Genomic DNA, 24,051 nt, shown 5'->3' with positions numbered 1-24,051 from the left:
CCAAGGCGAATATGTGCGGTTCCGGCGGATTTTCCCTGTACGGATATGGCGGAAATGAACGATGCTTTCGTTTACAGCCGTAAAATCTCGGAATTCAGGGAGATGAGCATATGGCAGAAATCGACAATAAGGCGTTCGAACAGGATTTGATCGATCGCGGCTATTCCCGCCGCCAGATGGGCAAGGTCGCCGCCCTGCTGGGCGCGGGCGCGGCTGCTGTGCGCGTCACCGGCGCCATGGCGCAGCAGGCCGCGAAGGCCGTCGAGGGCGCCGTGCGCATCGGCGCGAACGAATGCTGGACCGGCCCCTTCCCCATCGCCGCGCAAGCCGCCTTCAAGCTGGTGCAGGAGGGCAATCGCTACGAACCCAATGACGAACATGCCAAGCTGTTCGCCGCCGTCGCCGCCGTGGAGGGCATTCCCGCCGACCGCATCACCGCCTGGCCGGGTTCCAGCGATCCGCTGAGCCGCGTCGCCGTCGCCTACGCCTCGCCCACGCGGGGCATCGTCACCGGCAACCCCACCTACGAAGCCATCTGGCGCACCGGCGACTGGCTGGGCGCGAAGGTGACGAAGGTGCCGCTGACCAAGGATTACGCCCATGACGTGAAGGCGATGCTGGCGGCCGATCCCAATGCGGGCGTCTATTATATCTGCTCGCCCAACAACCCCAGCGGCACGATGACCTCGCTCGCCGACATTCAGTGGCTGGCCGACAACAAGCCCAAGGACGCGATCCTGGTCGTGGACGAAGCCTATATCCACTGGTTCGACGGCCCCAACGCGGCAAAGATGGCCGCGACCCGCGACGACGTGCTGATCCTGCGCACCTTCTCCAAGCTGTTCGGCATGGCGGGCATGCGGCTGGGCCTCACCTTCTCCAGCCCCGCCATCATGGAAAAGATGATGCGCTATGACGGCGGCCAGGTGACGGCGATGCTGCCGATGACCGCCGTCGCCTGCGGCACCGTGTCGGTGGCCCAGGCCGACCTGATCAAGGCGCGCCGCGCCGAAATGAACGCCAACCGCGAAATGGCCGTCGCCCACCTGAAGAAGAAGGGGATCAAGGTCATTCCGGGCAGCCAGGCCAATATGTTCATGGTCGATTGGGGCAAGCCCGCCAAGGAAGTGCAGGCTGCCCTTCTGGCCGAAAAGGTGCAGATCGGGCGCAACTGGCCGATCTGGCCCACGGTTTCCCGCGTCTCGGTCGGCTCGACGGAGGAAATGAAGGCCTTTTGCGACGCCGTGGACAAGGTTTGGAAAGCCTGATCGCGAAATAAAACATAAAATTCAGGAATCCGGGGGCGGCGCATTGCGGAAATGCGCCGCCCCTTTCGTTCCTCCCCTTTGGAATATGCGCAGTAGTGGAACGATAAGGGGAACAGACGACATGACCATGATGTTGGATAAGGACGCCCGCGAAGACCTGCTCGAACGGGGCTATTCCCGCCGCACGATCGGCAAGATTTCCGCCCTGATGGCCGCCGGCGCGGCCGCCGGCAACCTGCTGACCCAGCCCGCCTTCGCACAGCAGCAGGCCGGACGCGGGATCAAGGGCGCGGTGCGCATCGGCGCCAACGAATGCTGGACCGGCCCGTTCGAACCCGGCGTGCAGGCCGCCGCGAAGGCCGCCGCCGTCGGCAACTGGTACGATCCGGACAATTACAAGGGCGACCTGATCTCCACCATCGCGAAGGTGGAGGGGATTCCGGAATCGCACATCATGCTGTGGCCGGGTTCGGGCGGCCCGCTGGTCAGCACGGTCGCGGCCTTCTGCTCGCCCACCAAGGGGCTGGTCACTGCCGATCCGACCTTCGAATCCGCCTGGCGCACCGCCGATTATCTGAAGGCCCCCATCGCCAAGGCGCCCCAGGCCATCGGCCAGGGCCATGACGTCAAGGCGATGCTGGCCGCCAATCCCAATGCCGGGCTTTATTATATCTGCACGCCCAACAACCCCACCGGCACCATCACGCCGATGGCCGACATCGAATGGCTGCTGGCGAACAAGCCCAAGGATTCCTTCCTGCTGGTCGATGAAGCCTATATCCACTGGTATGACGGCCCCAACGCCGCGAAGCTGGTGGCGGGCCGCAAGGACCTGATCGTCATGCGGACCTTCTCCAAGCTGTTCGGCATGGCGGGCGTGCGGCTGGGCCTGACCTTCGCCGATCCGGAAGTGCAGAAGCGCATCAGCCTGTTCGGCCCCACGGCGGGCGGCCTGTCGATCACCGCCATGGCCTGCGGCAACGCGGTCTATCCCGAAACGGGCCTGATCAAGGCCCGCCGCGCGGAGATGATCGCCAACCGCGACGAAACCATCGCCTGGCTCGCGAAGAAGGGCATAGAGGTGCACCCCGGCAGCCACGCCAACATGTTCATGGTGGATTGGAAGACCAAGCCCGCCAAGGAGATGCAGGCCGCCCTGCTCGCCACCCCGGAAAAGGTGCAGATCGGGCGCAACTGGCCGATCTGGCCCACCGTTTCCCGCGTTACCGTGGGTTCGGCGGAGGACATGGCGAAATTCCGCTCGGCGGTGGAGAAGGTCTACAAGGCCTGATCCGGTTCCCAAGGCCGCAATGAGGGCGTCCGGCATATGCTGGGCGCCCTTTTTCTTTACATGGCCAGCGTCACCCTAAATCCTCCCTGCGCGAAGCGTGGGGAGGGGGACCGCTCGCGAAGCGAGTGGTGGAGGGGAATTGCGGAGGTCGTGCCCCATTCCCCTCCACCACCGCTTTCAGCGGCGGTCCCCCTCCCCATCTCCCGATGGGGAGGAATAGGATAGGTCCGCTCTTGCTCCCTCCGCCTAAGCGCTCGCCGCCGACGCTTCGCACAATGACTTGAACTGCTCCGCCATCTGGTCCCACCCGGGATGGAAACCCATTTCCTTATGCCTCTCCATCGCCTCGGCGTCCCAATGCCGTGCCGTCGCGGTGAAGCGCGTCCCCTCCCCCTCATCAGCAAAATGCCAGATCGCCGTCATGAAGGGCGTCTGCGGAATCCACCCCGAAGCATAGGCGTCCGTGGTCACGACCTTCTCGCCCGGAACGACCTCCAGAAACACGCCCTCCATCGGCCCGGTATCCTCGCCATCGGGACCGAACATGCGCACCGCGCTCCGCCCGCCGGGGCGCAAATCCTCCTCGATCACCTCCGCCCGCCAGGGCTTGGGGCAGAACCATTCGTCCTTCAGGTCGGTCCACACCTTCCACACGATCCCGCGCGGGGCGGCGATATGGCATGTCACGGACAGCTCAAATTCAGCAGCGCTCATGACGCCGCGCCTTCGAAAGCCGCCTTCATCCGGGCGGTATCCAGCTTCTGCATGGTCATCATCTCCGTCATCATCCGCTGAATGCCCGGCCCGTCGCCCGTCTTGTAGAGGTCCATGATCTCCTGCGTCACCAACTGCCAGGACAGGCCATATTTATCCTTCAACCAGCCGCACGGCCCCGGCGATCCGCCATCGGCGGTCAAGGCGTCGAAATAGCGGTCGATCTCCGCCTGATCCCTGCACGCGACAGACAGCGACACCGCTTCGGTAAAGCCGAATTCCGGCCCGCCGTTCAGCGCCTGATAACTGTCGCCTAACAGAGTGAATTCGACCATCAGCACATCCCCGCCCTTGAATGGGGCAGGCGTGGGCTGGTCCTGGGGAAAGCGGTTGATGAAATCCACCGACCCGCCGAAGATCGAGACGTAGAAACGCGCCGCCTCCTCCGCCTGCCCATTATACCATAGGCAGGGTGAAATTCTGGACATGGTTCCTCTCCTTATCCCTCGGCCGTCATCTTTCGGCAGCGCGCATCCCTACCAGCGCGAACATCGCGCCCTGCGGATCGGCCGCCTGAATGATCCAGGCCCCGCCGGGCACTTCCATCGGTCCGTTCAGCATGGTGCCGCCGCCCGCCTTCACCTTCTCGGTCGCGGCATCGATGTCCGGCACGACGAAGTAGAACAGCCACAACGGCGCGGGCATTTCCTTCGGCAACGCCATCATGCCGCCGCTCATGCCATTGAAGTCGGTCGATCCGTCCTGCGAGAATAGCTGGTAGCTACCCATCTCGCCCATATCCATCGCCTCCCCCTTCGCCCAGCCGAACGCGGACGTGTAGAAGGCCAGATCGGCATCGAAATCGCCGCTATACAGTTCATGCCAGCCGACATGCCCGTTCGCCATCGGCGACGGCGCGTCCATCCCCTCCGGGCTGGAGCCCTTGAGCAGCATGAACACAGCGCCGCCCGGATCGGCCATCACCGCGAAGCGCCCGACGCCCGTTATGTCTTCGGGCGGCCGCTTCACGCTGCCCCCGGCGTCGGCCAGCCGCTTCGCATCGGCGTCCACATCGGCCGATCCGACATAGCCGCCCCACCAGGGCCTCATGCCATGGGCGGCGGCGTCGGCCGGAATCGCCATGATCCCGCCCGCCGGCCCGGCGCTGCCCGAAACCACATGATAGCCATGATCGCCGCCGAAGGGCTGGAACGTCCAGCCGACGACATCGCCGTAAAAGGCCATCGCCGCCGCCGGATCGCCGGTCATCAGTTCATACCAGAAGAATTTGCCGTTCAGGTCGGTCATCGTCCCTCTCCCTCACGCCTTGGCGTCGAGCAGCACCTCGAACCCGCCATAGATCAGCCGCGCGCCGATGAAGGGCATGTCCTCCCCCTCCTTCGGCTGCATGCGGGGATCGTTCATGACCTTCTCCGCGCCCGCGTCGCGGGTTTCCTTGTCCGGCCATTCGATCCAGGAAAAGACGACGTCCTCATCCTCCTCCGCGATGACGGCGGTGCGGAAATCGTTGACCTTGCCGGGCTTGATGTCGTTCGCCCAGCATTCCACGATCCGCAGCGCGCCATGCTCGATGAAGATCGGCGCGGCATAGGCCGCCACCTCCTTATAACGCTCCTTATTGCCCCTGGGCACCGGGATCACGAAACCGTCCATATAGCTCATGACGTCTCTCCTCATGCCCCCTGGCCGATGCAGGATAGGGGGCTGGCTCCGCCTCTGCAAGCGGAGCCGGGCGTCCCGTTCAATGCGCGGCGTTCAGCACTCCGAACACCTGGTCGAATTCGCCGCGCCGTTCCGCTTCGCGCAGGAACTTCACGCGCTCGACGCAGATTTCCTCCAACGCGGGTTCCTGCCCCAGCAACCCCATGACCTCCGCTATATAGTCGTCCAGCGGCATCATTTCCGGATTTTCCGCATGGCCGGGCATCAGGTCGGTCTGCACGCCCGGAGGCGCCAGTTCGATCACCTCGACGCCGGTCCCCTTGAGCTGATGCCGCATCGACTGCGACCAGCTATGCAGCGCCGCCTTGGTCGCGCTGTAGGTCGGCGTCGCCGCCAGCGGGACGAAGGCCAGACCCGACGTCACCGTCATCAATGTCGCGGCGGGCTGCGCCAGCAGATGCGGCAGCAGGGCATGGGTCAGCCGGATCGGCCCCAGCAAATTGGTGGCGACGATCGCCTCCGCTATGGCCAGGTCGATCCGCTGCTCCACCACCATGATCCCGGCATTGTGGATCACGACGTTGAGCGCCGGGGAATCCGCGATCACCCTGTCGGCAAAGGCCGCGATGGCCGCCGGGTCCTCCATATCCACGGTCAGCGCCGCCATGCCTGGATGTTCCGCCACGACGGCGTCCAGAGCCGCCTGCCGCCGCCCGGCGACGATCACCCGATTGCCCGCTGCGTGGAATTCATGCGCCAGCGCCGCGCCGATGCCCGATCCGCCGCCGGTGATGAGGATGGTGTTGCCGCTCTTTTTCATGGGTCGTCTCCTTTTGAAGCGATGATGTGAGGGGCAATTTATGCCTTTACTCTCTTTTGGAAAGAAGGCACCGTAAAGTTCTATAGGTACCGGAAAGTGAGAAATGGAAAATCCGCTGACAAAGCGCTTCGCTCCCCATGAAATCGCCGAGGCGGAAGCCTTTATCGAGGCCAATCCCGAAGCGCCGCTAGACCCGCGAATCGAGCGACTTGTGAACGACCTGATCGGCCGCATCGCCGACAAATGGACGTTGCTGGTGCTGGAACTGCTGGAGGAAAAGGGCACGCTGCGCTTCACCCGCATCGCGCAGCAGGTGGAGGGGATCAGCCAGAAAATGCTGACCCAGACGCTGCGCCAGATGGAGCGCGACGGCCTGCTCACCCGCACCGTCCATCCGGTGGTGCCGCCCCGCGTCGACTATGCTCTAACGCCGCTGGGCAACAGCCTGAGCGCCGCCTTTTGCGGCGTCTGGGTCTGGGCGGAACGCAATCTGGAAGCGGTGGAGGATTCCCGCCGCCGCTTCGACACCCGCGATTGAGCGCCCCCTCCCCGTTCGGGCTGAGCCCTTCGACAGGCTCAGGACAGGCTTGTCGAAGCTTTCGGTAAAAAAAAAGCAACGTCATGCTGAACTCGTTTCAGCATCCATTTCTTCCCATGAGCGAAAGGCGTGTGGAGGCACGATGGATGCTGAAACGAGTTCAGCATGACGATCTGGAATGAAGCTGGCGCCAATCGCACGAAATAGCCCCATTGCGCGCACGATGCTCTATTGCACTGGCACGAACGTCTCGCGCATCGGCGTCAGGGGGAAGGTCGGCACCTCCACCACCACCGGCGCGCCCGGCACCCTGACGGGCGCGAAGCCGGACGCGACTTCCCTGGGCGCCATCGGCGGCGGCGGCAGAGGCGTAGGCGACGCCACCACAGTCACCGTCCCGCCGAAACGCGACTGCCATTCCGCCAGCCGCCGCAGATAGTCGGCATAGGCCGCATAAAAATCCTGGAACGGCTTTTCCAGCGCGGTCAGCGCTTCGGGCGCATAGGCCAGCAACTGGTCGGACGGCATGGCCAGAATCTTCGCGCCGACATCGATCGCCACCGGACAGAAGCTCTTCGTGACCGGCGGGAGGGCGAAGAAATTATAGACGACGGTGTTCAGCAATTCCCGCGCCTTCAGCCCGCCCGTTCCATAAGCGGCCAGATAATTGCGGTCGACCGCCGCATTGGCCTCCCGCAGCGCCGCCTGATGCACATGCAATATCTGGTTATACTGGAGGCGCGCCGGCTCATAGACGCCATGGCAGGACAGCGCCGCCACGTTCAGCGCCATCCGCACATGCCAGAGCGCGGTATTGGCGGTAACGCCGCGATTGGGGGTCAGATAGCTGCCGTCCGTCGCGACCTCCGGAATGCTCATATCCTCCACCGCGCCCATGGGCGGCAGCGGCTTGATCGTCGGCACCACCGGCGGCGGTGGCGTGGGCGGCGCCTTTTCCGGCGTGGAGCAGCCCGCGACCAGTGCGAGCGCGGTTATGGATGCAAGCGCATAAAAACGGCGAAAGACGGTACGCGACGGCACCCGAAATCCCTTTGATCATTGTCAGGACAGAACAAACTCATGGCAAAGCCAAGCGTTCCTGACGAGCGCGCCGGGGTTCGGCTCATCCGGTCACGGATTCACCCTGTCCTGTTTTCAGGCGCGCCGCTCCAGCGCCACCACCGCTTCATCCATCAACTGGGCAATGATGTCGGCCACCGGCTCTTCCTTCGCGACCATGCCGACCGACTGCCCCGCCATCAGCGAACCGCCCTCGACATCGCCGTCGATCACGGCGCGGCGAAGGGCGCCCGCCCAATAATGTTCGATCTGCAACTGCGCCTCGCCCATGTCGACCGCGCCGCTGTCCAGCAGGTTGGCGACCTCGCGCTGCTTGGCGGTGAAGGCTTCGGTCCCGGCATTTTTCAGGGCGCGCACGGGAATGACCGGCAGGCGCGGGTCGATCTGCACGCTGGCGATGGCGTCGCGGGCGGAGGCGCGGAAAAAGGCCTTCTTGAAATTGGGATGGGCGATGCTCTCCGTCGCGCAGGCGAAGCGGGTGCCAAGCTGCACGCCCGCCGCGCCCATTTCCAGATAGCCCGCGATCAGCTCGCCGCGCCCGATGCCGCCCGCGACGAACACCGGAAGCTGCGACGCCATTTCGGGCAGGATTTCCTGCGCCAATACGCTGGTCGACACCGGGCCGATATGGCCGCCCGCCTCCATCCCCTCGATCACCAGCGCGTCGACGCCGGAACGCGCCAGCTTCTTCGCCAGCGCCAGCGCCGGGGCGAAGCAGATCAGCTTCGCGCCCTTCTGCTTGATCGCCTCTATGCTGCCCTTGGGCGGCAGGCCGCCGGCCAGCACCACATGGCCGACCTCATGTTTCGCGCAAACGTCGATCAGCTCGAAAAGCTGCGGATGCATGGTGATGAGATTGACGCCGAAGGGCTTCGACGTCAGCGCCTTGGTCGCCGCGATTTCCTTGTCCAGCAGGTCAGGCGTCATCGCCCCGCAGGCGATCACGCCGAAGCCACCCGCATTGGAGATGGCCGCGACCAAATGCCGCTCCGACACCCAACTCATCGCCCCGCACAGGATCGCGACCTCGCAGCCCAGGAAATCGGTGCCGCGGGCCATCAGGGATTGCAGTTTCGACTTGCTCATTCGTTCTTTCCCGTCATCCCCGCGAAGGCGGGGATCCATCTCCCGACATGGCGACAGGGGATGGGGTTGGAGATGGATTCCCGCCTTCGCGGGAATGACGACTTTAGTAAAGAGGTTCGCTTACGCGACCGGCGCGTCCAGACCGTAAGCGGTGTGCAGCACGCGCACCGCCAGTTCGGTCTCATCCTCGTCGATCAGCACCGAAACCTTGATCTCGCTGGTCGAGATGGCGAGGATGTTGATCCCGCGATCGGCCAGCGCCTGGAACATGGCGGACGCCACGCCCGCATGGCTCTTCATGCCGACGCCGACCACCGACACTTTCGCCACCTTGGTATCCGGGATCACCCGGTTGAAGCCGATCACGTCCTTCTGCCCCTCCAGCACGTCCAGCGCGCGCGCCAGATCCGCGCCCGGCACGGTGAAGGTCACGTCCGTCTCGCCCTTGTCGCGGCCGACATTCTGGATGATCATGTCGACGTTGATCGCGGCATCGGCCAGCGGGCCGAAGATGTGCGCCACCGCGCCCGGACGGTCCGGCACGCGGGTCAGGGTGATCTTCGCCTCATTCTTGTCATGGGCGATGCCGGTGATGAGCTGACGTTCCATCTTGTCTTCCTTGAGCTTGGCTTCCAGTTCCTCCTCGCTGACGATCAGCGTGCCGGGGAGGTCGTCCTGCGTGGGATCATCGAAGGAGGAAAGCACCTGCACGACCACGCCTTCCTTCATGGCGAGGCCGACCGAACGGGTCTGGAGCACCTTGGCCCCGACCGAGGCCAGTTCCAGCATCTCCTCATAGGTGACGAGGTCCAGCTTGCGCGCCCGCGCCACGATGCGGGGGTCGGTGGTGTAGACGCCGTCGACGTCGGTATAGATGTCGCAGCGATCCGCCTTCAACGCCGCCGCCACGGCCACGGCCGATGTGTCCGAACCGCCTCGGCCCAGAGTCGAGATGCGGCCATCCTCCATCATGCCCTGGAAGCCGGGAATGACGGCGACTGTGCCTGACCGCATGGACGCGAGCAGGTCGATCGTGTCGATGTCCCCGATGCGCGCCTTGGCATGGGCCTCGTTGGTGCGGATGGGCAGTTGCCAGCCGAGCCAGCTTCGCGCGTCGACGCCCATCGCCTTCAGCGTCATGGCCAGCAGGCCGCTGGTCACCTGTTCGCCGCTGGCGACGACGACGTCATATTCCGCCGGATCGTAAAGGGCAGAGGCTTCCTTGCAGAAGCCGACCAGCCGGTCCGTCTCGCCCGCCATGGCGGATACGACAACGGCGACTTCATGACCCTGTTCGACGACATGCTTGACGCGCGCGGCCACGTTGCGAATTCGCTCCATCCCCGCCATGGAGGTGCCGCCGAATTTCATCACGATGCGCGCCATTTGCTTGTCGAGCCTGCCTGGTTGTAAGAAAGAAAATGTCGCCCCATGGGGCAAAAACGGCGCCGCTATAGCAGCAGCGGCGAATATGGCAACCTCACGCGCAAAGCGCATATGGCGCGAAGAGGCGGACGCTGGTAGCAGGGCGATTATGGCGAACACAGCTTCCAGCACCATCGACCCCCGCGAAGCCGCACATTTCGGCAGCATGGCCGCCGACTGGTGGGATCCAAAGGGCAGCAGCGCCATGCTGCACAAGCTGAACCCCGTGCGCCTGCGCTATATCCGCGATGCCGTCGACGGGCATTGGCCAGGGCACGACCAGAGCTTTCGTCCACTCGCGGGCAAGCGGGCGCTGGATGTCGGCTGCGGCGCGGGATTGCTCTCCGAACCGCTGGCCCGCATGGGCGCGGCGCTGACGGCGCTGGACGCGGCGGCGGAGAATATCGCCGTGGCGCGCAGCCATGCGGAGGCGCAGGGCCTCTCCATCGACTATCGCGCCACCCCGGTGGAGCAGTTGGAGGAAAGCGGCTTCGACCTCGTCACCTCGATGGAGGTGATAGAGCATGTCACCGATCCGGCCGCCTTCATCGCCGCGCTGGCGGACAAGCTGGCGCCGGGCGGCCTGCTGATCCTCTCCACCCCCAACCGCACGCCGCTGTCCCGGCTGGCCATGATCACCATCGGCGAAAGCATCGGCGGCATTCCCAAGGGCACGCACGACTGGCGCAAATTCCTGAATCCTGAGGAATTGACGAAGCTGCTGGAAGATGCGGGTCTGGAAGTCACCGACAGTAGCGGCCTCAGCTTCACGCCCGCCAAGGGCTTCATCCTGTCGCCCAACAAGGCGATCAACTATCTGCTGACCGCCCGCCACCGGCAGGGGTGAAGGCGATGCAGATGCGGCGGCGGAGAGCCATGCTTTCCCGTTACCCGTCATGCTGAACTTGTTTCAGCATCCATTGTGCCTCCAAGAGCCTTGGCCGCCTGGGGAGAAATGGATGCTGAAACAAGTTCAGCATGACGACGGGCCGGAACGCACGACCCTCGTCCAATCGACGCAGCAAGCGCAAAGCGCACCACCTCTATTGCAACCGGCAAACCGGAGTTGAAGCGAAGGGAACGCAGCGGGGACTAAAAAGCGTTCCGGGGCCTGAACATTGCCCCCATGCCGCGCTCCCCCAAAGCGCGGCACCTCTCCAACTCTCAGCTTACAGGCTTCGCCACCGCCACCAGCGTCGGCTGCGCATCCAGCGCGGCGTCCTTTGTCGCCGCATTGGCCGCACTTGGCTGGGTCTTGAGGCTCGCCGCGGCCGACTGAAGCGCGACAGCCGCCGCCTCCAGCGCCGCCGCGGCGGATTGCGGCGTGACCTGCGGTGCTGCCGTCTCGGCCACTGCTGCTGTCGGCGTCACCGGATCGCTCACCGGCGCCGCTTTCACTGCATCCGCCGGGACAGAGGCCGGAGCCGCCGCCGCAGCGGTCGTCAATTCACACACATCTCCGACCCCGGCCGGTTTTTCGGAAAAATTCCGGGCCAGCATCGGAAGCTCATTCTCACCGGCGTCGGTCGCCAGGCTCAGCAACGTATCGGCCATCTGGCAGAAACCCGCTGTCTGGAGGCCATCGCTGTGACTATTGGCCAGTCTGGTTATGAAATCATCATAGGCACGCTGTCCGTCAGCTATGCCGTTTTCGCGCATGAAGCGCAGTTTCAACGCATTATTATATTTATCGGCGCTTCCCATCTTCTCATAGAATTTATCGTATTTCGCCGTGATCTCGCTATTGGTCGACCGGCATTTCAGCGATCCCAGCATCAACATGATCTGTAGATCCCTGACTCGCGCCGCTTCGACTTCATAGCTTTGCCAGCACCGTGCCTCCCCCGCAGACGCGGCACCGCCAAAAAAGAGCGCGACAAAGCAACTGGCGGCACCGGCCGCCATCCTCAACCTGGACATGATGGACCTCGCAGAATCGACTGGACCCCGCAAATTCAACATTAACATTTTGCCATAAAAATGCCATTAATTATTTATTGACAGTGACATTTATGACGCATGCGGAAACATCGTGGAATTGCGCCCTTTCGTCCATCTCCAGCCTTGCGGCGTGGACAATCCAAAATGCCCGACGGAGCGATTGGGGTAGAAAGCGGACCTATCCTATTCCTCCCCATCGATAGATGGGGAGGGGGACCGGCCGAAGGCTGGTGGAGGGGAAGATACGCAGGTCACGCCATTCCCCACTCCGGGTTTGTGGCCACCGCCCTAAACCGTCACCGCGTCGGCTCTCGCGATCAACGCCTTCGCTTCTTCCACATGCATGCTTTCGATCATGCGCCCCTCGAAGCGTTCGGCGCCGCCCGTCGCCGCCTCGATCAGCCGCCGCGCATCCGCCACGGCCTGCGGATCGGGACCGAACACCTGATTGGCGACCGGCACCTGGCTGGGATGGATCAGCGTCTTGCCGTCGAAGCCCAGCACATGCCCCGCCGCGCATTCGCTTTCGAACCCGGCCTCATCGTCCAGCCGGTTGAACACGCCGTCGAACACCGCGATCCGGGCCGCCCGCGCCGCCAATATGGTCGATTGCAGCGACAGCGACAGCCCCTCCCGCCCGGCCGAAGGCGGAATTCCCAGATCCTGCCGCAGGTCGTTATTGCCCATGAACAGCCCCGCGCAGCCCTCCGCCGCCGCGATCGCCTGCGCCGCGACTACGCCTGCCGCGCTTTCGATCATCGCGATCACCGGTTTCTGGCAGACGCTGAACACGTCCTTCACCTGCTTGGGCGTCTCCACCTTGGGCAGCACGACATAATCGGCGGCAGAGCCTTTCAGCGCCACCATCTCGCGCCCATGCGTCGGCGCGCCCTCGACATTGATGCGCACCGCCGCCAGACGCCCGCCAAAACCCTCCGCCACGGCTTCTACCGCATTGGCCAGCGCTTCTTCCTTGCGGTCGTCGGGCACCGCATCCTCCAGATCCAGTATCACCATGTCGCAGGGCAAGGTCCGCGCCTTGGCGATGGCGCGGGGGTTGGACGCGGGCAGGAACAGCAGCGATCGGGCGTGGCGCAACAACATGATGAAACTCCTATCCTTTGCCTTTCCCCATTCATGATTTCGCGTCATAGTCCAAGCGGATTTCAGGGGGAGGGCAGCATGCTGACGACATTCGCGCTGACGGTGACATTGCTGGTGCTGTTTTATCTGGCGGTCAGCGTCAAGGTCGTGCGCCAGGGCTATCAATATACCATCGAACGCTTCGGCCGCTTCACCGAAGTCGCGCGCCCCGGCCTGAATTTCTACCCCGCCTTTTTCTACGCCGTCGGGCGGAAGATCAACATGATGGAACAGGTGGTCGACATTCCGGGGCAGGAAATCATCACCAAGGACAATGCCATGGTGTCGGTCGACGGCGTGGTCTTCTTCCAGGTGCTGGACGCGGCCAAGGCGGCCTATGAAGTGTCGGAACTCTATGTCGCGATCATGCAGCTTGCGACCACCAACCTGCGCACGGTGATGGGGTCGATGGACCTCGATGAAACCCTGTCGAAGCGCGACGAAATCAATGCGCGGCTGCTGTCCGTGGTCGATCACGCCACCAACGCCTGGGGCATTAAGATCACCCGCGTCGAGTTGAAGGACATTCGCCCGCCCGCCGACATTGTCAACGCCATGGGCCGCCAGATGAAGGCCGAGCGCGAAAAACGCGCCCTGATCCTGGAATCGGAGGGCCTGCGCGCATCGGAAATCCTGAAGGCCGAAGGTCAGAAGCAAAGCCAGATATTGGAGGCGGAGGGCCGCCGCGAAGCCGCCTTCCGCGACGCCGAAGCCCGCGAGCGCGAGGCGGAGGCGGAAGCCAAGGCGACGCAGATGGTCTCCGAAGCCATCGCCAGCGGCAATGCGCAGGCGATCAACTATTTCATCGCCCAGAAATATGTCGAGGCGGTGAGCCAGTTCGCCACCTCCCCCAATGCCAAGACGATCCTCTTCCCGGTCGAGGCGACCCAGTTGATCGGCACGCTGGGCGGCATCGGCGCGCTGGCGAAGGAGGCATTGGGTGAAGGCGCCCCACCCCCGTCGCCCCCTGCAGCGCCGCGCCGTGGCCCGTTCGGACAGGGGCCAGCCTGATGGGAACGGGCATGATGGGCTGGCTCGCCCTGCTGGACGATCATTGGGGCTGGCTGGTCTTCGCCGCGCTGCTCGGCATGGGCGAGGTGCTGGTGCCGGGCGTGTTCCTGATCTGGGTCGCGCTGGCGGCCGCGGTGACGGGCCTCGTCGCGCTCGTCTTTCCGATCTCCGTGCCGCTGCAACTGCTGCTGTTTGCCGGCCTGTGCCTGCTGTCGGTATGGGGCGGGCGGCGCTGGTACACCGCCAATCCGGTGGATTCGCAAGACCCGCTCCTCAACGACCGCGCGGCGCGGCTGGTGGGGGAAATCGTCACCGTGGTCGAAGCGATCGACAATGGCCGGGGACGGGTGAAGGTGGGGGACGGCGTATGGTCCTGCCGAGGCCCCGACGCGCCCGTGGGCACAAGCGTCAGAGTAATCGGCGCCGAGGCGTCGGTGCTGAAGGTGGAGCTGGTTTGAGACGGCTTAAGGAGTAAGCGAACCCCTCCCATTCCTCCCCATCGAGAGATGGGGAGGGGGACCGCGCGAAGCGTGGTGGAGGGGAAAGGGGCACGACCTCCGAATTTCCCCTCCACCACTCGCTTCGCGAGCGGTCCCCCTCCCCACGCTGCGCGCAGGGAGGATTTAAGCGACCAAAAAAGGGCCAGCGTCACCGCCAGCCCCTTCTTTCCACCATAGCGCCAACAAATCAGCCGACGAAAGCCCGCTCGATCACATAAGCCCCCGGCGCGGCGTTGGAGCCTTCGGCAAAGCCCTGCTCCTCGAAATAGGCGCCGAACTGCTTGATCATCTCCATGCTGCCGCACATCATGATCCGGTCGGTTTCCGGATTGAACTTCGCGTCGCCCGATATGCCCTCGAACAGCGCACCCGTTTCCATCAGCTTGTCGATACGGACATTGTTCCGGAACGGCTCGCGGGTCACGGTCGGCACATAATGGAACTGGCTCGCCGCCTGTTCCGCCACCAGCGGGTCTTCCGCCAGCTTGCCCGACAGTTCGTCATGGAAGGCCAGATCGCTCACCCGGCGAACCGAATGCACCACCACGACCTGCTCGTAAAATTCATAGACGTCCGGATCGCGCGCCAGGCTGAGGAAGGGCGCCAGCCCCGTACCGGTCGACAGCATGAACAGCCGCTTGCCCGGCAGCAGCGCGTCCGTCACCAGCGTGCCGGTCGGCTTGCGGCCCAGATAGATCTGGTCGCCGGGCTGGATCAATTGCAGCTTCGACGTCAGCGGGCCGTCCTGCACCTTGATCGACAGGAACTCCAGTTCCTCGTCCCAGGCGGGGCTGGCGACCGAATAGGCGCGCAGCAGCGGCTTGCCATTGTCGCCCTGCAACCCGATCATCACGAACTCGCCCGACCGGAAGCGGAAGCTGGCGGGCCGCGTGATGCGGAAGCTGAAAAGATGCTCGTTCCAATGCCGCACCGACAGCACGGTTTCCACGGATAGCGCGCCGGTCGGTTCCAGCACCGGCTTTTCGATCGTCACGTCGTTCAAACCTTTTCCCCTGCCAAATCCAGGGCGACCGCCGCCGAAAGAGCGTCAGTTGCGTGGGCTTCGCAATAAGCTGTGCAGCGCGAATGCCCCCTGGAACGTTCCAAGGCAAGGCGAAAAAAACTTGTCGGCGCGAAAGCTGGCGATCATCCGCGCCGGATCAGGACCGGGGGCAAAGCGGCGGCACGGCGCGACGGGCCGGAACGCAGCAGGGCAAATGAGTCACCCCCGGCAACACCCGATGACCGGGGACGCAGGCGCCATCCTGCATCCATTCGCCGGACAGCAATTGGCCCTGCGCCTGCGCATTGCCGCTCAATATCGCTGCAATGGCGGCGCTGCCGAGCAGCATATCCCCCACCATGATGATTTCCCTTGCTCCGGAACGCCGACACGCCCGTCCCCGCAGCAGGTCCATAATGGCTTCCCTGTCCAAAAGCATACTCTATCGGGGGTATGCCCGGTCATTCCGCCCAATGCGTCAGCCGAACAGGCCCTTGGCCAACCCGCCCAGTTCATTGAGCGGATTGCCGTCGCCGTCCCGGTCGAACAGGCCGCCGATCTTCGACAATATGGCTTCCGGCCCGCCAAATTGGGCGAAAAGCTCCTGCAGCTTGTCCGCCGACACGCCATGTTCGGCCGCCGTGGTCGCCAGCGCGGCGACATCGGTCTCGCCCGCAGCGATCTTGCCGCCGATTTCGCTCATCAGCGCCTGCATCTGCTCCGGCTGAAGGCCGATCTTCGCGGCGACCGCCTCCAGACCACCCATATTTCCCAGCAAATCGTCAAACATAGGACATATCCCGCCAGTGATTTGACGCAGGATAGCATTGCGCGCCGCCGACAGAAAGCGAAAGAGGCCGGAGGATCGCTCCCCCGGCCCCTTTCGTTACGGATCGCTGCGATGTCAGGCGGCGGTCAAAGCCGCTTCACGCACCGATGCGTCGACATGATCCTCGAACTGGGCGAAATTGTCGACAAACTGCTTCACCAGCTTGCCGGCGGTTTCGTCATAGGCCGCCTTGTCGTCCCAGGTCGCGCGCGGATCGAGGATGGTCGAATCCACGCCCGGAACCGATACCGGCACCTGGAAGCCGAAATTCGGATCGACCCGGAATTCGGCGCTGTTCAGGCTGCCGTCCAGCGCGGCGTTCAGCAGGGCGCGAGTCACCTTGATCGGCATGCGCTTGCCGACGCCATATTTGCCGCCGGTCCAGCCGGTATTGACCAGCCAGCAGGTCACGCCACCCTTGTTGATCCGTTCCTTCAGCAGATTGCCGTAGACGGAGGGATGACGCGGCATGAACGGCGCGCCGAAGCAGGTGGAGAAGGTAGCGGTCGGCTCCGTCACGCCGATTTCGGTCCCCGCGACGCGCGCGGTATAGCCCGACAGGAAGTGATACATGGCCTGTTCCGGCGTCAGCCGCGCAATCGGCGGCAGCACGCCATAAGCGTCGGCGGTTAGGAAGATGATGTTCTTGGGCACCGGCCCCAGATTCTTCTCCGACGCGTTCGGGATGAAGTCGATCGGGTAGGAACCGCGGCTGTTTTCCGCCAGGCTATTGTCGTCCAGGTCGATCTCGCGGGTTTCCTCGTCTATCACGACATTTTCCAGCACCGTGCCGAACCGCTTGGTGGTGGCGAAGATCTCCGGCTCGGCCTCGGCCGACAGGTTGATCATCTTGGCATAGCAGCCGCCCTCGAAATTGAAGACGGCGGTGTCCGACCAACCATGCTCGTCGTCGCCGATGAGGGTCCGGGAGGCATCGGCCGACAGGGTGGTCTTGCCCGTGCCCGACAGGCCGAAGAAGACGGCGGTGTCGCCATTGGGACCGATATTGGCGGAGCAATGCATCGGCATCACGCCATGGGTCGGCAGCAGATAGTTGAGGATGCCGAACACCGACTTCTTCATCTCGCCGGCATAGCGGGTGCCGCCGATCAGGATCAGCTTCTCGGTGAAGTTGACCGCGATCACGGTTTCGCTGCGGCTGCCGTGGCGGGCCGGATCGGCCTTGAAGGTCGGCAGGTCGATGATCGTATATTCAGGCGCGAAACCGGCCAGCTCATCCGCGCCGGGACGGACCAGCAGCGTGCGGATGAACAGGTTGTGCCAGGCGAATTCGTTGATGACGCGCACATTGACGCGATGTTCCGGCTGCGACCCGCCGAACAGGTCGGCGACATACAGCTTGTCCTTCTGACCCAGGGCGGCGAAGAAATCGGCCTTCAGCGCGGCGAAATGTTCCGGCGTCATCGGCACGTTGGTCTTGCCCCACCAGACGGTCGATTCGGTTTCCGCGTCCCGGACGATGAACTTGTCGCTTGCCGACCGGCCGGTATGCTTGCCGGTCTTGACGACCAGCGGGCCGTCCTTGGCCAAAATGCCTTCGCCATTGGCGAGCGCGGCTTCGACCAGGGGCGCGGTGCCCAGATTCCAATATTGAACAGCGCTGGTGGAAATGCCCTGCTGATCGAGGGTGAAAGAGGATTTGGCCTGCACGCCTTTGCTCCTGAATATCATTATGTCGGTCGCCATCTTATCATGTTCACGACCGGTCCACCTCCCGGCGCCGCGATTCTTCGTGCCGCGTGGCGCCGTCTGTTGCAGACAGAGGGGGCATAAGGCTTTGCAGTAGGTGCGTCAAACCCCGGAAAACGCCATGGCGGCGGCATCTATCCCGAATTCCCACGACTACGCCGCATAACCCGCCTGCCCGACCTTCCTTGCGGGGGAAGCCGCCATCGTCTAACGCAAGCTATTCCCATGCCGACGAATTTCCGGGACACAGCATGACCGCAACCATCGCTCTGGTGGACGATGACAAGAATATCCTGACCTCCGTCTCCATCGCCTTGCAGACGGAGGGGTTTCTGACGCGCCTCTATTCGGACCCGGAGGCGGCGTTGAAGGCGCTGATCGAAAACCCCGCCGACCTTGCCGTCTTCGACATTAAGATGCCGCGCATGGACGGGCTGGAACTGCTGCGGCGGCTGCGCGAGAAGAGCCATATGCCGGTCATCTTCCTGACGTCCAAGGCGGATGAACTGGACGAGGCGCTGGGCCTTGCCATGGGCGCGGACGATTATATAAGCAAGCCCTTTTCCCAACGGCTGCTGATCGCCCGCATCCGGGCGATCCTGCGCCGGGCGGAGGTCAGCAAGGCGGACGCCTCCCCGGACGAACCGGTCGCCGAACCCATCGTGCGCGGACGGCTGGAGATGGACCCGGCCCGGCACCGGGTGAAATGGATGGGCCGGGACGTGACGCTGACCGTCACCGAGTTCCTGATCCTCGAAACGCTTGCCGCGCGCCCCGGCGTGGTCAAGAATCGCAACCAGTTGATGGATGCGGCCTATCAGGATGACGTCTATGTCGACGACCGCACCATCGACAGCCACATCAAGCGCCTCCGCCGCAAGTTCCGCGAAACCGACCCCGAATTCAACGCGATCGACACCCTCTATGGCGCCGGCTACCGTTTCTCCGAAGAGGTCTGACGCGGGTCCGGGATTGAGCTGGTCCGGCCGGATCAGCCTGACCCCGCGCATCCTGGCGGTCAACGTGTTCGCGCTGGCGCTGCTGGCGGGCGGATTCTTCTATCTCGACAGCTATCGCACGCGCATCGTTGACGACCGGCTGCAACAGTCGGCCCGCGAACTGGAATTGCTGGCCATCGGCCTGGAAAATGCGCCCGCCGACCGGCAAGACGCGCTGATCGCCGCCTATGCGCGGCAGACGGAAGATCGCGTGCGCCGCTATGACGGGGACGGACGGCTGATCGCGGACAGCTTCGCCATGGACGCCCCCCGCTATCGCCTGCGCCTGCCGGAGGAGGAGGAATGGCAGCGCCATGTCGCCCGCTTCCTCGACAAGCTGATCGACCGCATCGTTTCCGCCGACCGCCCGCCCAATTTCGATGAACCGGCGGTCGACCGGGCGCAGGCCTGGCCCGAACTGGTGGTGGCGCGGAAAAGCGGCCGGACCCAGGCGGTGAACCGCTATGCGCCCGACCGCACCTTCATGATATCGGCCGCCGTCATCGCGAAGGACGGCACCAGCCTGCTGGCGACCGAAAACGCCCGCGACATCACCCGCACCGTCCGCGCCGAACGCTTCCGCCTGGGCATGGTGCTGGCGGCGGCGGTGCTGGCATCGGTATTGCTCTCGCTGTTCCTCGCCCGGACCATCGTGCAGCCGTTGCAGCGGCTGGCCCGCGCAGCGGTGCGGGTGCGGCTGGGCCGGGCGCGTGAAGTCACCGTGCCCCGCCTGCCCGACCGGCGCGACGAGATCGGCATGCTGGCCCGCGCCCTGTCGGACATGAGCCATGCGCTGCGCCAGCGGATCGACGCCACGGACGCCTTCGCCGCCGACGTCAGCCATGAATTGAAGAACCCCATCGCCTCCCTGCGCTCCGCGCTGGACGCGCTGGACCGGGTGGACAAGCCGGAACTGCGTGCCCAGTTGATGGCCATCGCGCAGGACGATGTGCGGCGGCTTGACCGGCTGGTCACAGACATTGCCGAAGCGTCGCGCATCGATGCCCAATTGTCGCGCACCCGGTTCGAGCCGATCGACCTTGGCCTGCTGATCGAGCGGATGGTGGTGGCCCGCGAAGCCCGCGGCGTCCCCCGCGGCGTCCGCCTCGCCTTCGCCCGCCCGCGCCGGAATGTCGCGGTGGTGCTGGGCGAGGAACAGCGGATCATCCGCGTGCTCGACAATCTGATCGACAATGCCGTGTCCTTCTCCCCCGACGATGGACTGGTCCAGATCGTCGCGACGGTGGCGGATAATGAAGTGCTGGTCAGCGTCGAGGATCAGGGACCGGGCGTCCCCGAATCCGAACGCGAACATGTCTTCCGCCGCTTCCACAGCGTGCGCCCGGAAAATGAGGCGTTCGGCAAGCATTCGGGTCTGGGCCTCGCCATCGCCCGCTCCATCGTGGAGGGGCATCAGGGCAAGATCAGCATCGCCGACCGCCAGGACGCGCAAAGCGGCGCCTGCTTCATCATGCGCCTGCCCATGGCGGTGGAACGCGATCCAGGCATCGTTTCGGAATAAGAAGCGAACCTCTCCTATTCCTCCCCATCGATAGATGGGGAGGGGGACCGCCGCCGAAGGCGGTGGTGGAGGGGAAATTCGGAGGTCACGCCATTTCCCCTCCACCACGCTTCGCGCGGTCCCCCTCCCCACGCTTCGCGCAGGGAGGATTAACAACCGCACCATAATGAGAACCGCCCCGGTTAATTCGATTTCCCCCAGCGCCAAGACGGGCTAATATGACGTCAAAGCGATAAGGCGATATGGCGTCGACACCCTCTTCCGAAACCCTACATGCGACCAGCGTGGCGATTGACGGCCGGGCCGTCCTGCTCTGCGGCCCCAGCGGCATGGGCAAGTCCGATCTGGCGCTGCGCCTGATCGACCGCGGCGCGGTGCTGATCAGCGACGATTATACCCGCCTGCTGGAAATCGAAGGCCGCCTGTTCGCCCGCGCCCCCGACCGGATCGTCGGCATGATGGAGGTGCGCGGCCTGGGTCTGGTCGACATGCCCCATGCGGACAACGCCCCCGTCGCCCTGGCCGTCGACCTGAGCGACGCGGTGGAGCGCATGCCGCTGGAAACCGCGCAACGATCGATCGCGGGCGTCGACATCCCGGTCGTGCGCCTCGCCCCGTTCGAGGCATCCGCCCCGATCAAGGTCGAACTCGCAGTCAGGAGCATGGGCCTGAAGAGCGAGAGCCTATCGTGAGTTTCGAAACGCCGAAGACCATATTGCTCGTTTCCGGCCTGTCCGGCGCGGGCAAGACCACCGCGCTCAAGACGCTGGAGGATATGGGCTGGGAAGTGGTCGACAACCTGCCGCTGGTGCTGCTCGACCGGCTGCTCGACACCCCCCTGCCGGAGGGGCATGACGAGGGGACGGACCGTCCGCTGGCGCTGGGCATCGATGCGCGGACCAGGGGTTTCGACGCCGCCGCCATCGTCCAGCGGATCAAGGCGCTGCGGTCCCGTCACGGCCATGATGTGGAGACGCTGTTCCTCGACTGCTCCGGCGCGGAACTGGAGCGCCGCTTCGCCGAGACGCGCCGACGCCACCCGCTGGCCACCGACCGCCCCGCCCGCCACGGCATCGCCCGCGAACGGGAACTGACCGAACCGCTGCGCCGCTGGGCCAATCAGGTGATCGACACCAGCAGCCTGACCAGCAACGGGTTGCAGCAGGAAATCCGCAACCGCTTCGCGCGCGAGGGGCTGTCGGACCCGGTGCTGACCATCCTGTCCTTCGGCTATTCGCGGGGCGTGCCGCTGAACGCCGACCTGATCTTCGACATGCGCTTCCTGCGCAATCCGCATTGGGAGGAGGATCTGCGGCCCAAAACCGGGCTGGACCCCGATGTCGCCGCCTATATCGTGGCGGACCCGGCCTATGAGGAGGCCGTCCAGCGCATCGAACAATTGCTGACGCTGCTGCTGCCCCGCTATGCGGAGAGCGGAAAAAGCTACATTACCGTGGCCTTCGGCTGCACCGGCGGCCGTCATCGTTCGGTCCATGTCGCCGAACGCGTCGCCAGAGACTTGCAAGATGCGGGCTTTTCGCCCACGGTCTCGCACCGCAATATGGAATCAGCGCCCCAGGATGCCCTGGAGAAGCGCAGACCGGGAGGCCCGAAAGCAACATCATGAAAAACAGGTGGGCCACGTAAGCGACATGATTGGACTGGTACTCGTCACCCATGGGGCGCTGGCGACGGAATTCGTCGTCGCGATGGAACATGTGGTCGGTCCGCAGCAGCAGATCGAGACCATCTGCATCGGGCCAGAGGATGACATGGAGATGCGCCGCGCCGACATCGCGGACGCGGTCGCCCGCGTCAATGACGGGGCGGGCGTGATCCTGTTGACCGACCTGTTCGGCGGCACCCCGTCCAACCTGGCCATTTCCCTGCTGAAGGCGGGCGAGATAGAGGTGATCGCGGGCATCAACCTGCCCATGCTGATCCGCCTGGAAAGCGCGCGCAAGGTCATGGACGTGCGCCAGGCCGTCGCCGCCGCGCGGGAGGCGGGCCAGAAATATATCAGCGTCGCATCGGAACTGTTGGGCAGCACTACATGAGCGAAATCAGTCAGGAAGTCAGGATCAGCAACCGGCGGGGCCTCCACGCCCGCGCCAGCGCGAAATTCGTGACCCTGGCCAGCGGCCTGCCCGCGCAGATCACGGTGCGCAAGGACGGCAGCGAGGTCACCGGAACCTCCATCATGGGCCTCATGATGCTGGGCGCGGCGATGGGCGACAGCATCACGATCAGCGCCACCGGCCCGGAGGCGGCCGATTCGCTGGGCAAGCTGGTGACGCTGGTGGAGGATAAATTCGGCGAGGAATAAGGCGGACGGCAACCGCCAAGCCTTTGTTAAACATCGCCAAGCCATTATCGTGAGATAAGGTTTCAATGAGAATCGCGGGGCGCGGAACCGGCCGCGCCGCCCATTGAGGTGCATTGGCAATGCTCGACCCCAAGCTGACGGATGAACCGGCGCGCATGGCCGCGCTGGAACGCTACGAAGTTCTGGACACGCCAAGCGAACCCTCCTTCGACCGCATCACCGATCTGGTCCGCAGCATTTTGGGCGTGCCGATTTCCGCCGTCTCGCTGGTCGACAGCGGCCGGCAATGGTTCAAGTCGCTGGCCGGTCTCGACGCCAGCGAAACCTCCCGCGACATCGCCTTTTGCGACCACACCATCCGCCAGCGGGCGCCCATGGTCGTCACCGACGCGCAGGAGGATGCGCGCTTCCGCGACAATCCGCTCGTCACGGGCGATCCCAATATCCGCAGCTATGCGGGCATCCCGCTGGAAACGCCGGACGGCTACAATATCGGCTCGCTCTGCGCCATCGACACCGTCCCGCGGGAATTCGACCCCGGCCAGATCGCCATCCTCAAAAATCTGGCCGCGCTGGTGGTCGAACAGTTGGAACTGCGCCGCATCGCCGAACGCGATCATCTGACCGGCGCCCTCACCCGCCGCGCCTTCCTGACTGAAATGAACCGCGCCATCGCCCTGTTCGAACGGCATGAGCGGCCCGCCAGCCTGCTGCTGTTCGACATCGATCATTTCAAGCGGATCAACGACACCCATGGCCATCCGGCGGGCGATCAGGTGATCCGCGGCATCGCCCGGCTCTGCACCAGCCTGCAACGGCCCAGCGATTCGCTGGGTCGGCTGGGAGGCGAGGAATTCGGCATATTGCTGCCCGAAACCGCCGAGGAAGACGCCGCCAGAGCCGCGCAACGTTTCTGCGAGGCGATTGCCGCAGCGGAGATCCCCGGCCCGCCGCCGCTGCGCGTGACGGTCAGCTTCGGCGTGGCGGAACTGCGCGGCGACTGGCCGACCGGCGAAAGCTGGCTGGCGGTGGCCGACATGGCGCTCTACGAGGCCAAGCGCTCCGGCCGCAACCGCGTCGCCGTCGCCCGGCACGGCGCCTCCCACGCGACTTAGGGGCAAGCGAAGCTGTTTTGGGTGGTTTGCCGTCATTCCCCCTCCCGC

The 24,051-nt window shown here is 64.4% G+C and carries 27 protein-coding genes; 13 read left to right on the top strand and 14 right to left on the bottom strand.

Annotated elements, in window-relative coordinates:
* The first annotated feature begins 110 nt into the window (after positions 1 to 110).
* Both BV95_RS12635 and BV95_RS12630 read left to right on the top strand, forming a co-directional pair.
* The gene (locus tag BV95_RS12635) at positions 111 to 1,268 is read left to right on the top strand and encodes a pyridoxal phosphate-dependent aminotransferase (protein WP_037452314.1); all 1,158 of its coding nucleotides are present in this window, start codon (positions 111 to 113) and stop codon (positions 1,266 to 1,268) included.
* Between the two features lie 121 nt (positions 1,269 to 1,389).
* Positions 1,390 to 2,559 (top strand): pyridoxal phosphate-dependent aminotransferase, encoded by a 1,170-nt coding sequence (locus BV95_RS12630; protein ID WP_037452312.1) that lies wholly within the window; start codon positions 1,390 to 1,392, stop codon positions 2,557 to 2,559.
* Positions 2,560 to 2,805: 246 nt separating this feature from the next.
* Here BV95_RS12630 and BV95_RS12625 read toward each other — a convergent pair whose 3' ends face one another.
* The 5 genes from BV95_RS12625 to BV95_RS12605 form a co-directional block, all read right to left on the bottom strand.
* Positions 2,806 to 3,273, bottom strand: a complete 468-nt coding sequence (locus BV95_RS12625) for an SRPBCC domain-containing protein (protein ID WP_037452309.1) — start codon at positions 3,271 to 3,273, stop codon at positions 2,806 to 2,808.
* Positions 3,270 to 3,761, bottom strand: a complete 492-nt coding sequence (locus BV95_RS12620) for a VOC family protein (RefSeq protein ID WP_037452306.1) — start codon at positions 3,759 to 3,761, stop codon at positions 3,270 to 3,272. The genes BV95_RS12625 and BV95_RS12620 overlap by 4 nt, the downstream gene beginning before the upstream one ends.
* A 25-nt stretch (positions 3,762 to 3,786) precedes the next feature.
* A complete protein-coding gene (locus BV95_RS12615) occupies positions 3,787 to 4,581 on the bottom strand; it encodes a VOC family protein (RefSeq protein WP_037452304.1) in 795 nt (264 codons plus the stop codon).
* A 12-nt stretch (positions 4,582 to 4,593) separates the two neighbouring features.
* A complete protein-coding gene (locus BV95_RS12610; RefSeq protein ID WP_037452301.1) occupies positions 4,594 to 4,956 on the bottom strand; it encodes a DUF1428 domain-containing protein in 363 nt (120 codons plus the stop codon).
* A gap of 79 nt (positions 4,957 to 5,035) precedes the next feature.
* Entirely contained in the window at positions 5,036 to 5,776 is a 741-nt protein-coding gene (locus tag BV95_RS12605; protein WP_037452298.1) for an SDR family oxidoreductase, read from the bottom strand.
* 103 nt (positions 5,777 to 5,879) lie between these two features.
* Between BV95_RS12605 and BV95_RS12600 the strand changes: the two genes are divergently transcribed.
* Positions 5,880 to 6,314 (top strand): winged helix-turn-helix transcriptional regulator, encoded by a 435-nt coding sequence (locus BV95_RS12600; protein ID WP_037452295.1) that lies wholly within the window; start codon positions 5,880 to 5,882, stop codon positions 6,312 to 6,314.
* A gap of 228 nt (positions 6,315 to 6,542) precedes the next feature.
* Here the strand turns inward: BV95_RS12600 and BV95_RS12595 are convergent, their stop codons facing one another.
* The 3 genes from BV95_RS12595 to BV95_RS12585 form a co-directional block, all read right to left on the bottom strand.
* A complete protein-coding gene (locus BV95_RS12595) occupies positions 6,543 to 7,355 on the bottom strand; it encodes a hypothetical protein (RefSeq protein WP_037452292.1) in 813 nt (270 codons plus the stop codon).
* A 114-nt stretch (positions 7,356 to 7,469) separates the two neighbouring features.
* Complete coding sequence (locus tag BV95_RS12590) at positions 7,470 to 8,480, bottom strand: NAD(P)H-dependent flavin oxidoreductase (protein ID WP_037452289.1); 1,011 nt, start codon at positions 8,478 to 8,480, stop codon at positions 7,470 to 7,472.
* 120 nt (positions 8,481 to 8,600) lie between these two features.
* Complete coding sequence (locus BV95_RS12585; protein WP_037452286.1) at positions 8,601 to 9,866, bottom strand: aspartate kinase; 1,266 nt, start codon at positions 9,864 to 9,866, stop codon at positions 8,601 to 8,603.
* Between the two features lie 148 nt (positions 9,867 to 10,014).
* On the opposite strand from BV95_RS12585, the gene ubiG reads away from it, so the two are divergent.
* A complete protein-coding gene (gene ubiG, locus BV95_RS12580) occupies positions 10,015 to 10,752 on the top strand; it encodes a bifunctional 2-polyprenyl-6-hydroxyphenol methylase/3-demethylubiquinol 3-O-methyltransferase UbiG (protein WP_037452283.1) in 738 nt (245 codons plus the stop codon).
* 317 nt (positions 10,753 to 11,069) lie between these two features.
* Here the strand turns inward: ubiG and BV95_RS12575 are convergent, their stop codons facing one another.
* Positions 11,070 to 11,825, bottom strand: a complete 756-nt coding sequence (locus tag BV95_RS12575) for a hypothetical protein (protein ID WP_234703182.1) — start codon at positions 11,823 to 11,825, stop codon at positions 11,070 to 11,072.
* A 309-nt stretch (positions 11,826 to 12,134) separates the two neighbouring features.
* Entirely contained in the window at positions 12,135 to 12,950 is an 816-nt protein-coding gene (locus BV95_RS12570; protein ID WP_037452276.1) for an HpcH/HpaI aldolase/citrate lyase family protein, read from the bottom strand.
* 78 nt (positions 12,951 to 13,028) lie between these two features.
* On the opposite strand from BV95_RS12570, the gene BV95_RS12565 reads away from it, so the two are divergent.
* Both BV95_RS12565 and BV95_RS12560 read left to right on the top strand, forming a co-directional pair.
* Positions 13,029 to 14,000: an SPFH domain-containing protein gene (locus BV95_RS12565; protein WP_037452273.1), complete on the top strand. Its 972-nt coding sequence runs from the start codon at positions 13,029 to 13,031 to the stop codon at positions 13,998 to 14,000.
* Positions 14,000 to 14,458: an NfeD family protein gene (locus tag BV95_RS12560; protein ID WP_037452270.1), complete on the top strand. Its 459-nt coding sequence runs from the start codon at positions 14,000 to 14,002 to the stop codon at positions 14,456 to 14,458. Before BV95_RS12565 ends, BV95_RS12560 begins: the two co-directional genes overlap by 1 nt.
* A gap of 229 nt (positions 14,459 to 14,687) precedes the next feature.
* On the opposite strand, the gene BV95_RS12555 is transcribed toward BV95_RS12560, so the two are convergent.
* The 4 genes from BV95_RS12555 to BV95_RS12540 form a co-directional block, all read right to left on the bottom strand.
* On the bottom strand, positions 14,688 to 15,503 hold the full coding sequence (locus tag BV95_RS12555; protein WP_037452268.1) for a ferredoxin--NADP reductase: 816 nt from the start codon (positions 15,501 to 15,503) through the stop codon (positions 14,688 to 14,690).
* Positions 15,504 to 15,660: 157 nt separating this feature from the next.
* Positions 15,661 to 15,864 (bottom strand): hypothetical protein, encoded by a 204-nt coding sequence (locus BV95_RS12550; protein WP_037452265.1) that lies wholly within the window; start codon positions 15,862 to 15,864, stop codon positions 15,661 to 15,663.
* Between the two features lie 117 nt (positions 15,865 to 15,981).
* Positions 15,982 to 16,293 carry a hypothetical protein gene (locus BV95_RS12545; protein WP_037452262.1) on the bottom strand — a complete coding sequence of 104 codons (312 nt, stop codon included), beginning with the start codon at positions 16,291 to 16,293 and terminating at the stop codon, positions 15,982 to 15,984.
* A 114-nt stretch (positions 16,294 to 16,407) separates the two neighbouring features.
* Positions 16,408 to 18,003, bottom strand: a complete 1,596-nt coding sequence (locus tag BV95_RS12540) for a phosphoenolpyruvate carboxykinase (RefSeq protein WP_037452390.1) — start codon at positions 18,001 to 18,003, stop codon at positions 16,408 to 16,410.
* A 290-nt stretch (positions 18,004 to 18,293) separates the two neighbouring features.
* On the opposite strand from BV95_RS12540, the gene BV95_RS12535 reads away from it, so the two are divergent.
* From BV95_RS12535 to BV95_RS12505, 7 genes are all read left to right on the top strand, one after another.
* Positions 18,294 to 19,001 carry a response regulator transcription factor gene (locus BV95_RS12535; RefSeq protein ID WP_013847571.1) on the top strand — a complete coding sequence of 236 codons (708 nt, stop codon included), beginning with the start codon at positions 18,294 to 18,296 and terminating at the stop codon, positions 18,999 to 19,001.
* Positions 18,967 to 20,562, top strand: a complete 1,596-nt coding sequence (locus tag BV95_RS12530; RefSeq protein WP_037452259.1) for a sensor histidine kinase — start codon at positions 18,967 to 18,969, stop codon at positions 20,560 to 20,562. Before BV95_RS12535 ends, BV95_RS12530 begins: the two co-directional genes overlap by 35 nt.
* A gap of 242 nt (positions 20,563 to 20,804) precedes the next feature.
* Positions 20,805 to 21,254, top strand: a complete 450-nt coding sequence (locus BV95_RS12525) for an HPr kinase/phosphorylase (RefSeq protein ID WP_037452257.1) — start codon at positions 20,805 to 20,807, stop codon at positions 21,252 to 21,254.
* Positions 21,251 to 22,189, top strand: a complete 939-nt coding sequence (gene rapZ, locus BV95_RS12520; protein WP_037452255.1) for an RNase adapter RapZ — start codon at positions 21,251 to 21,253, stop codon at positions 22,187 to 22,189. Before BV95_RS12525 ends, rapZ begins: the two co-directional genes overlap by 4 nt.
* A 25-nt stretch (positions 22,190 to 22,214) precedes the next feature.
* Positions 22,215 to 22,619 (top strand): PTS sugar transporter subunit IIA, encoded by a 405-nt coding sequence (locus BV95_RS12515; RefSeq protein ID WP_013847575.1) that lies wholly within the window; start codon positions 22,215 to 22,217, stop codon positions 22,617 to 22,619.
* Positions 22,616 to 22,888 carry an HPr family phosphocarrier protein gene (locus tag BV95_RS12510; RefSeq protein WP_020818371.1) on the top strand — a complete coding sequence of 91 codons (273 nt, stop codon included), beginning with the start codon at positions 22,616 to 22,618 and terminating at the stop codon, positions 22,886 to 22,888. The genes BV95_RS12515 and BV95_RS12510 overlap by 4 nt, the downstream gene beginning before the upstream one ends.
* A gap of 119 nt (positions 22,889 to 23,007) precedes the next feature.
* Complete coding sequence (locus BV95_RS12505) at positions 23,008 to 24,003, top strand: sensor domain-containing diguanylate cyclase (protein WP_037452253.1); 996 nt, start codon at positions 23,008 to 23,010, stop codon at positions 24,001 to 24,003.
* Positions 24,004 to 24,051 lie beyond the last annotated feature (48 nt).

Origin of the sequence: Sphingobium chlorophenolicum (genome assembly GCF_000722875.1) — a bacterium.
Lineage (GTDB): Bacteria > Pseudomonadota > Alphaproteobacteria > Sphingomonadales > Sphingomonadaceae > Sphingobium > Sphingobium chlorophenolicum.
Note: the sequence above shows the minus strand (reverse complement) of the source record. Positions and strands in the feature narration are given on the sequence as shown.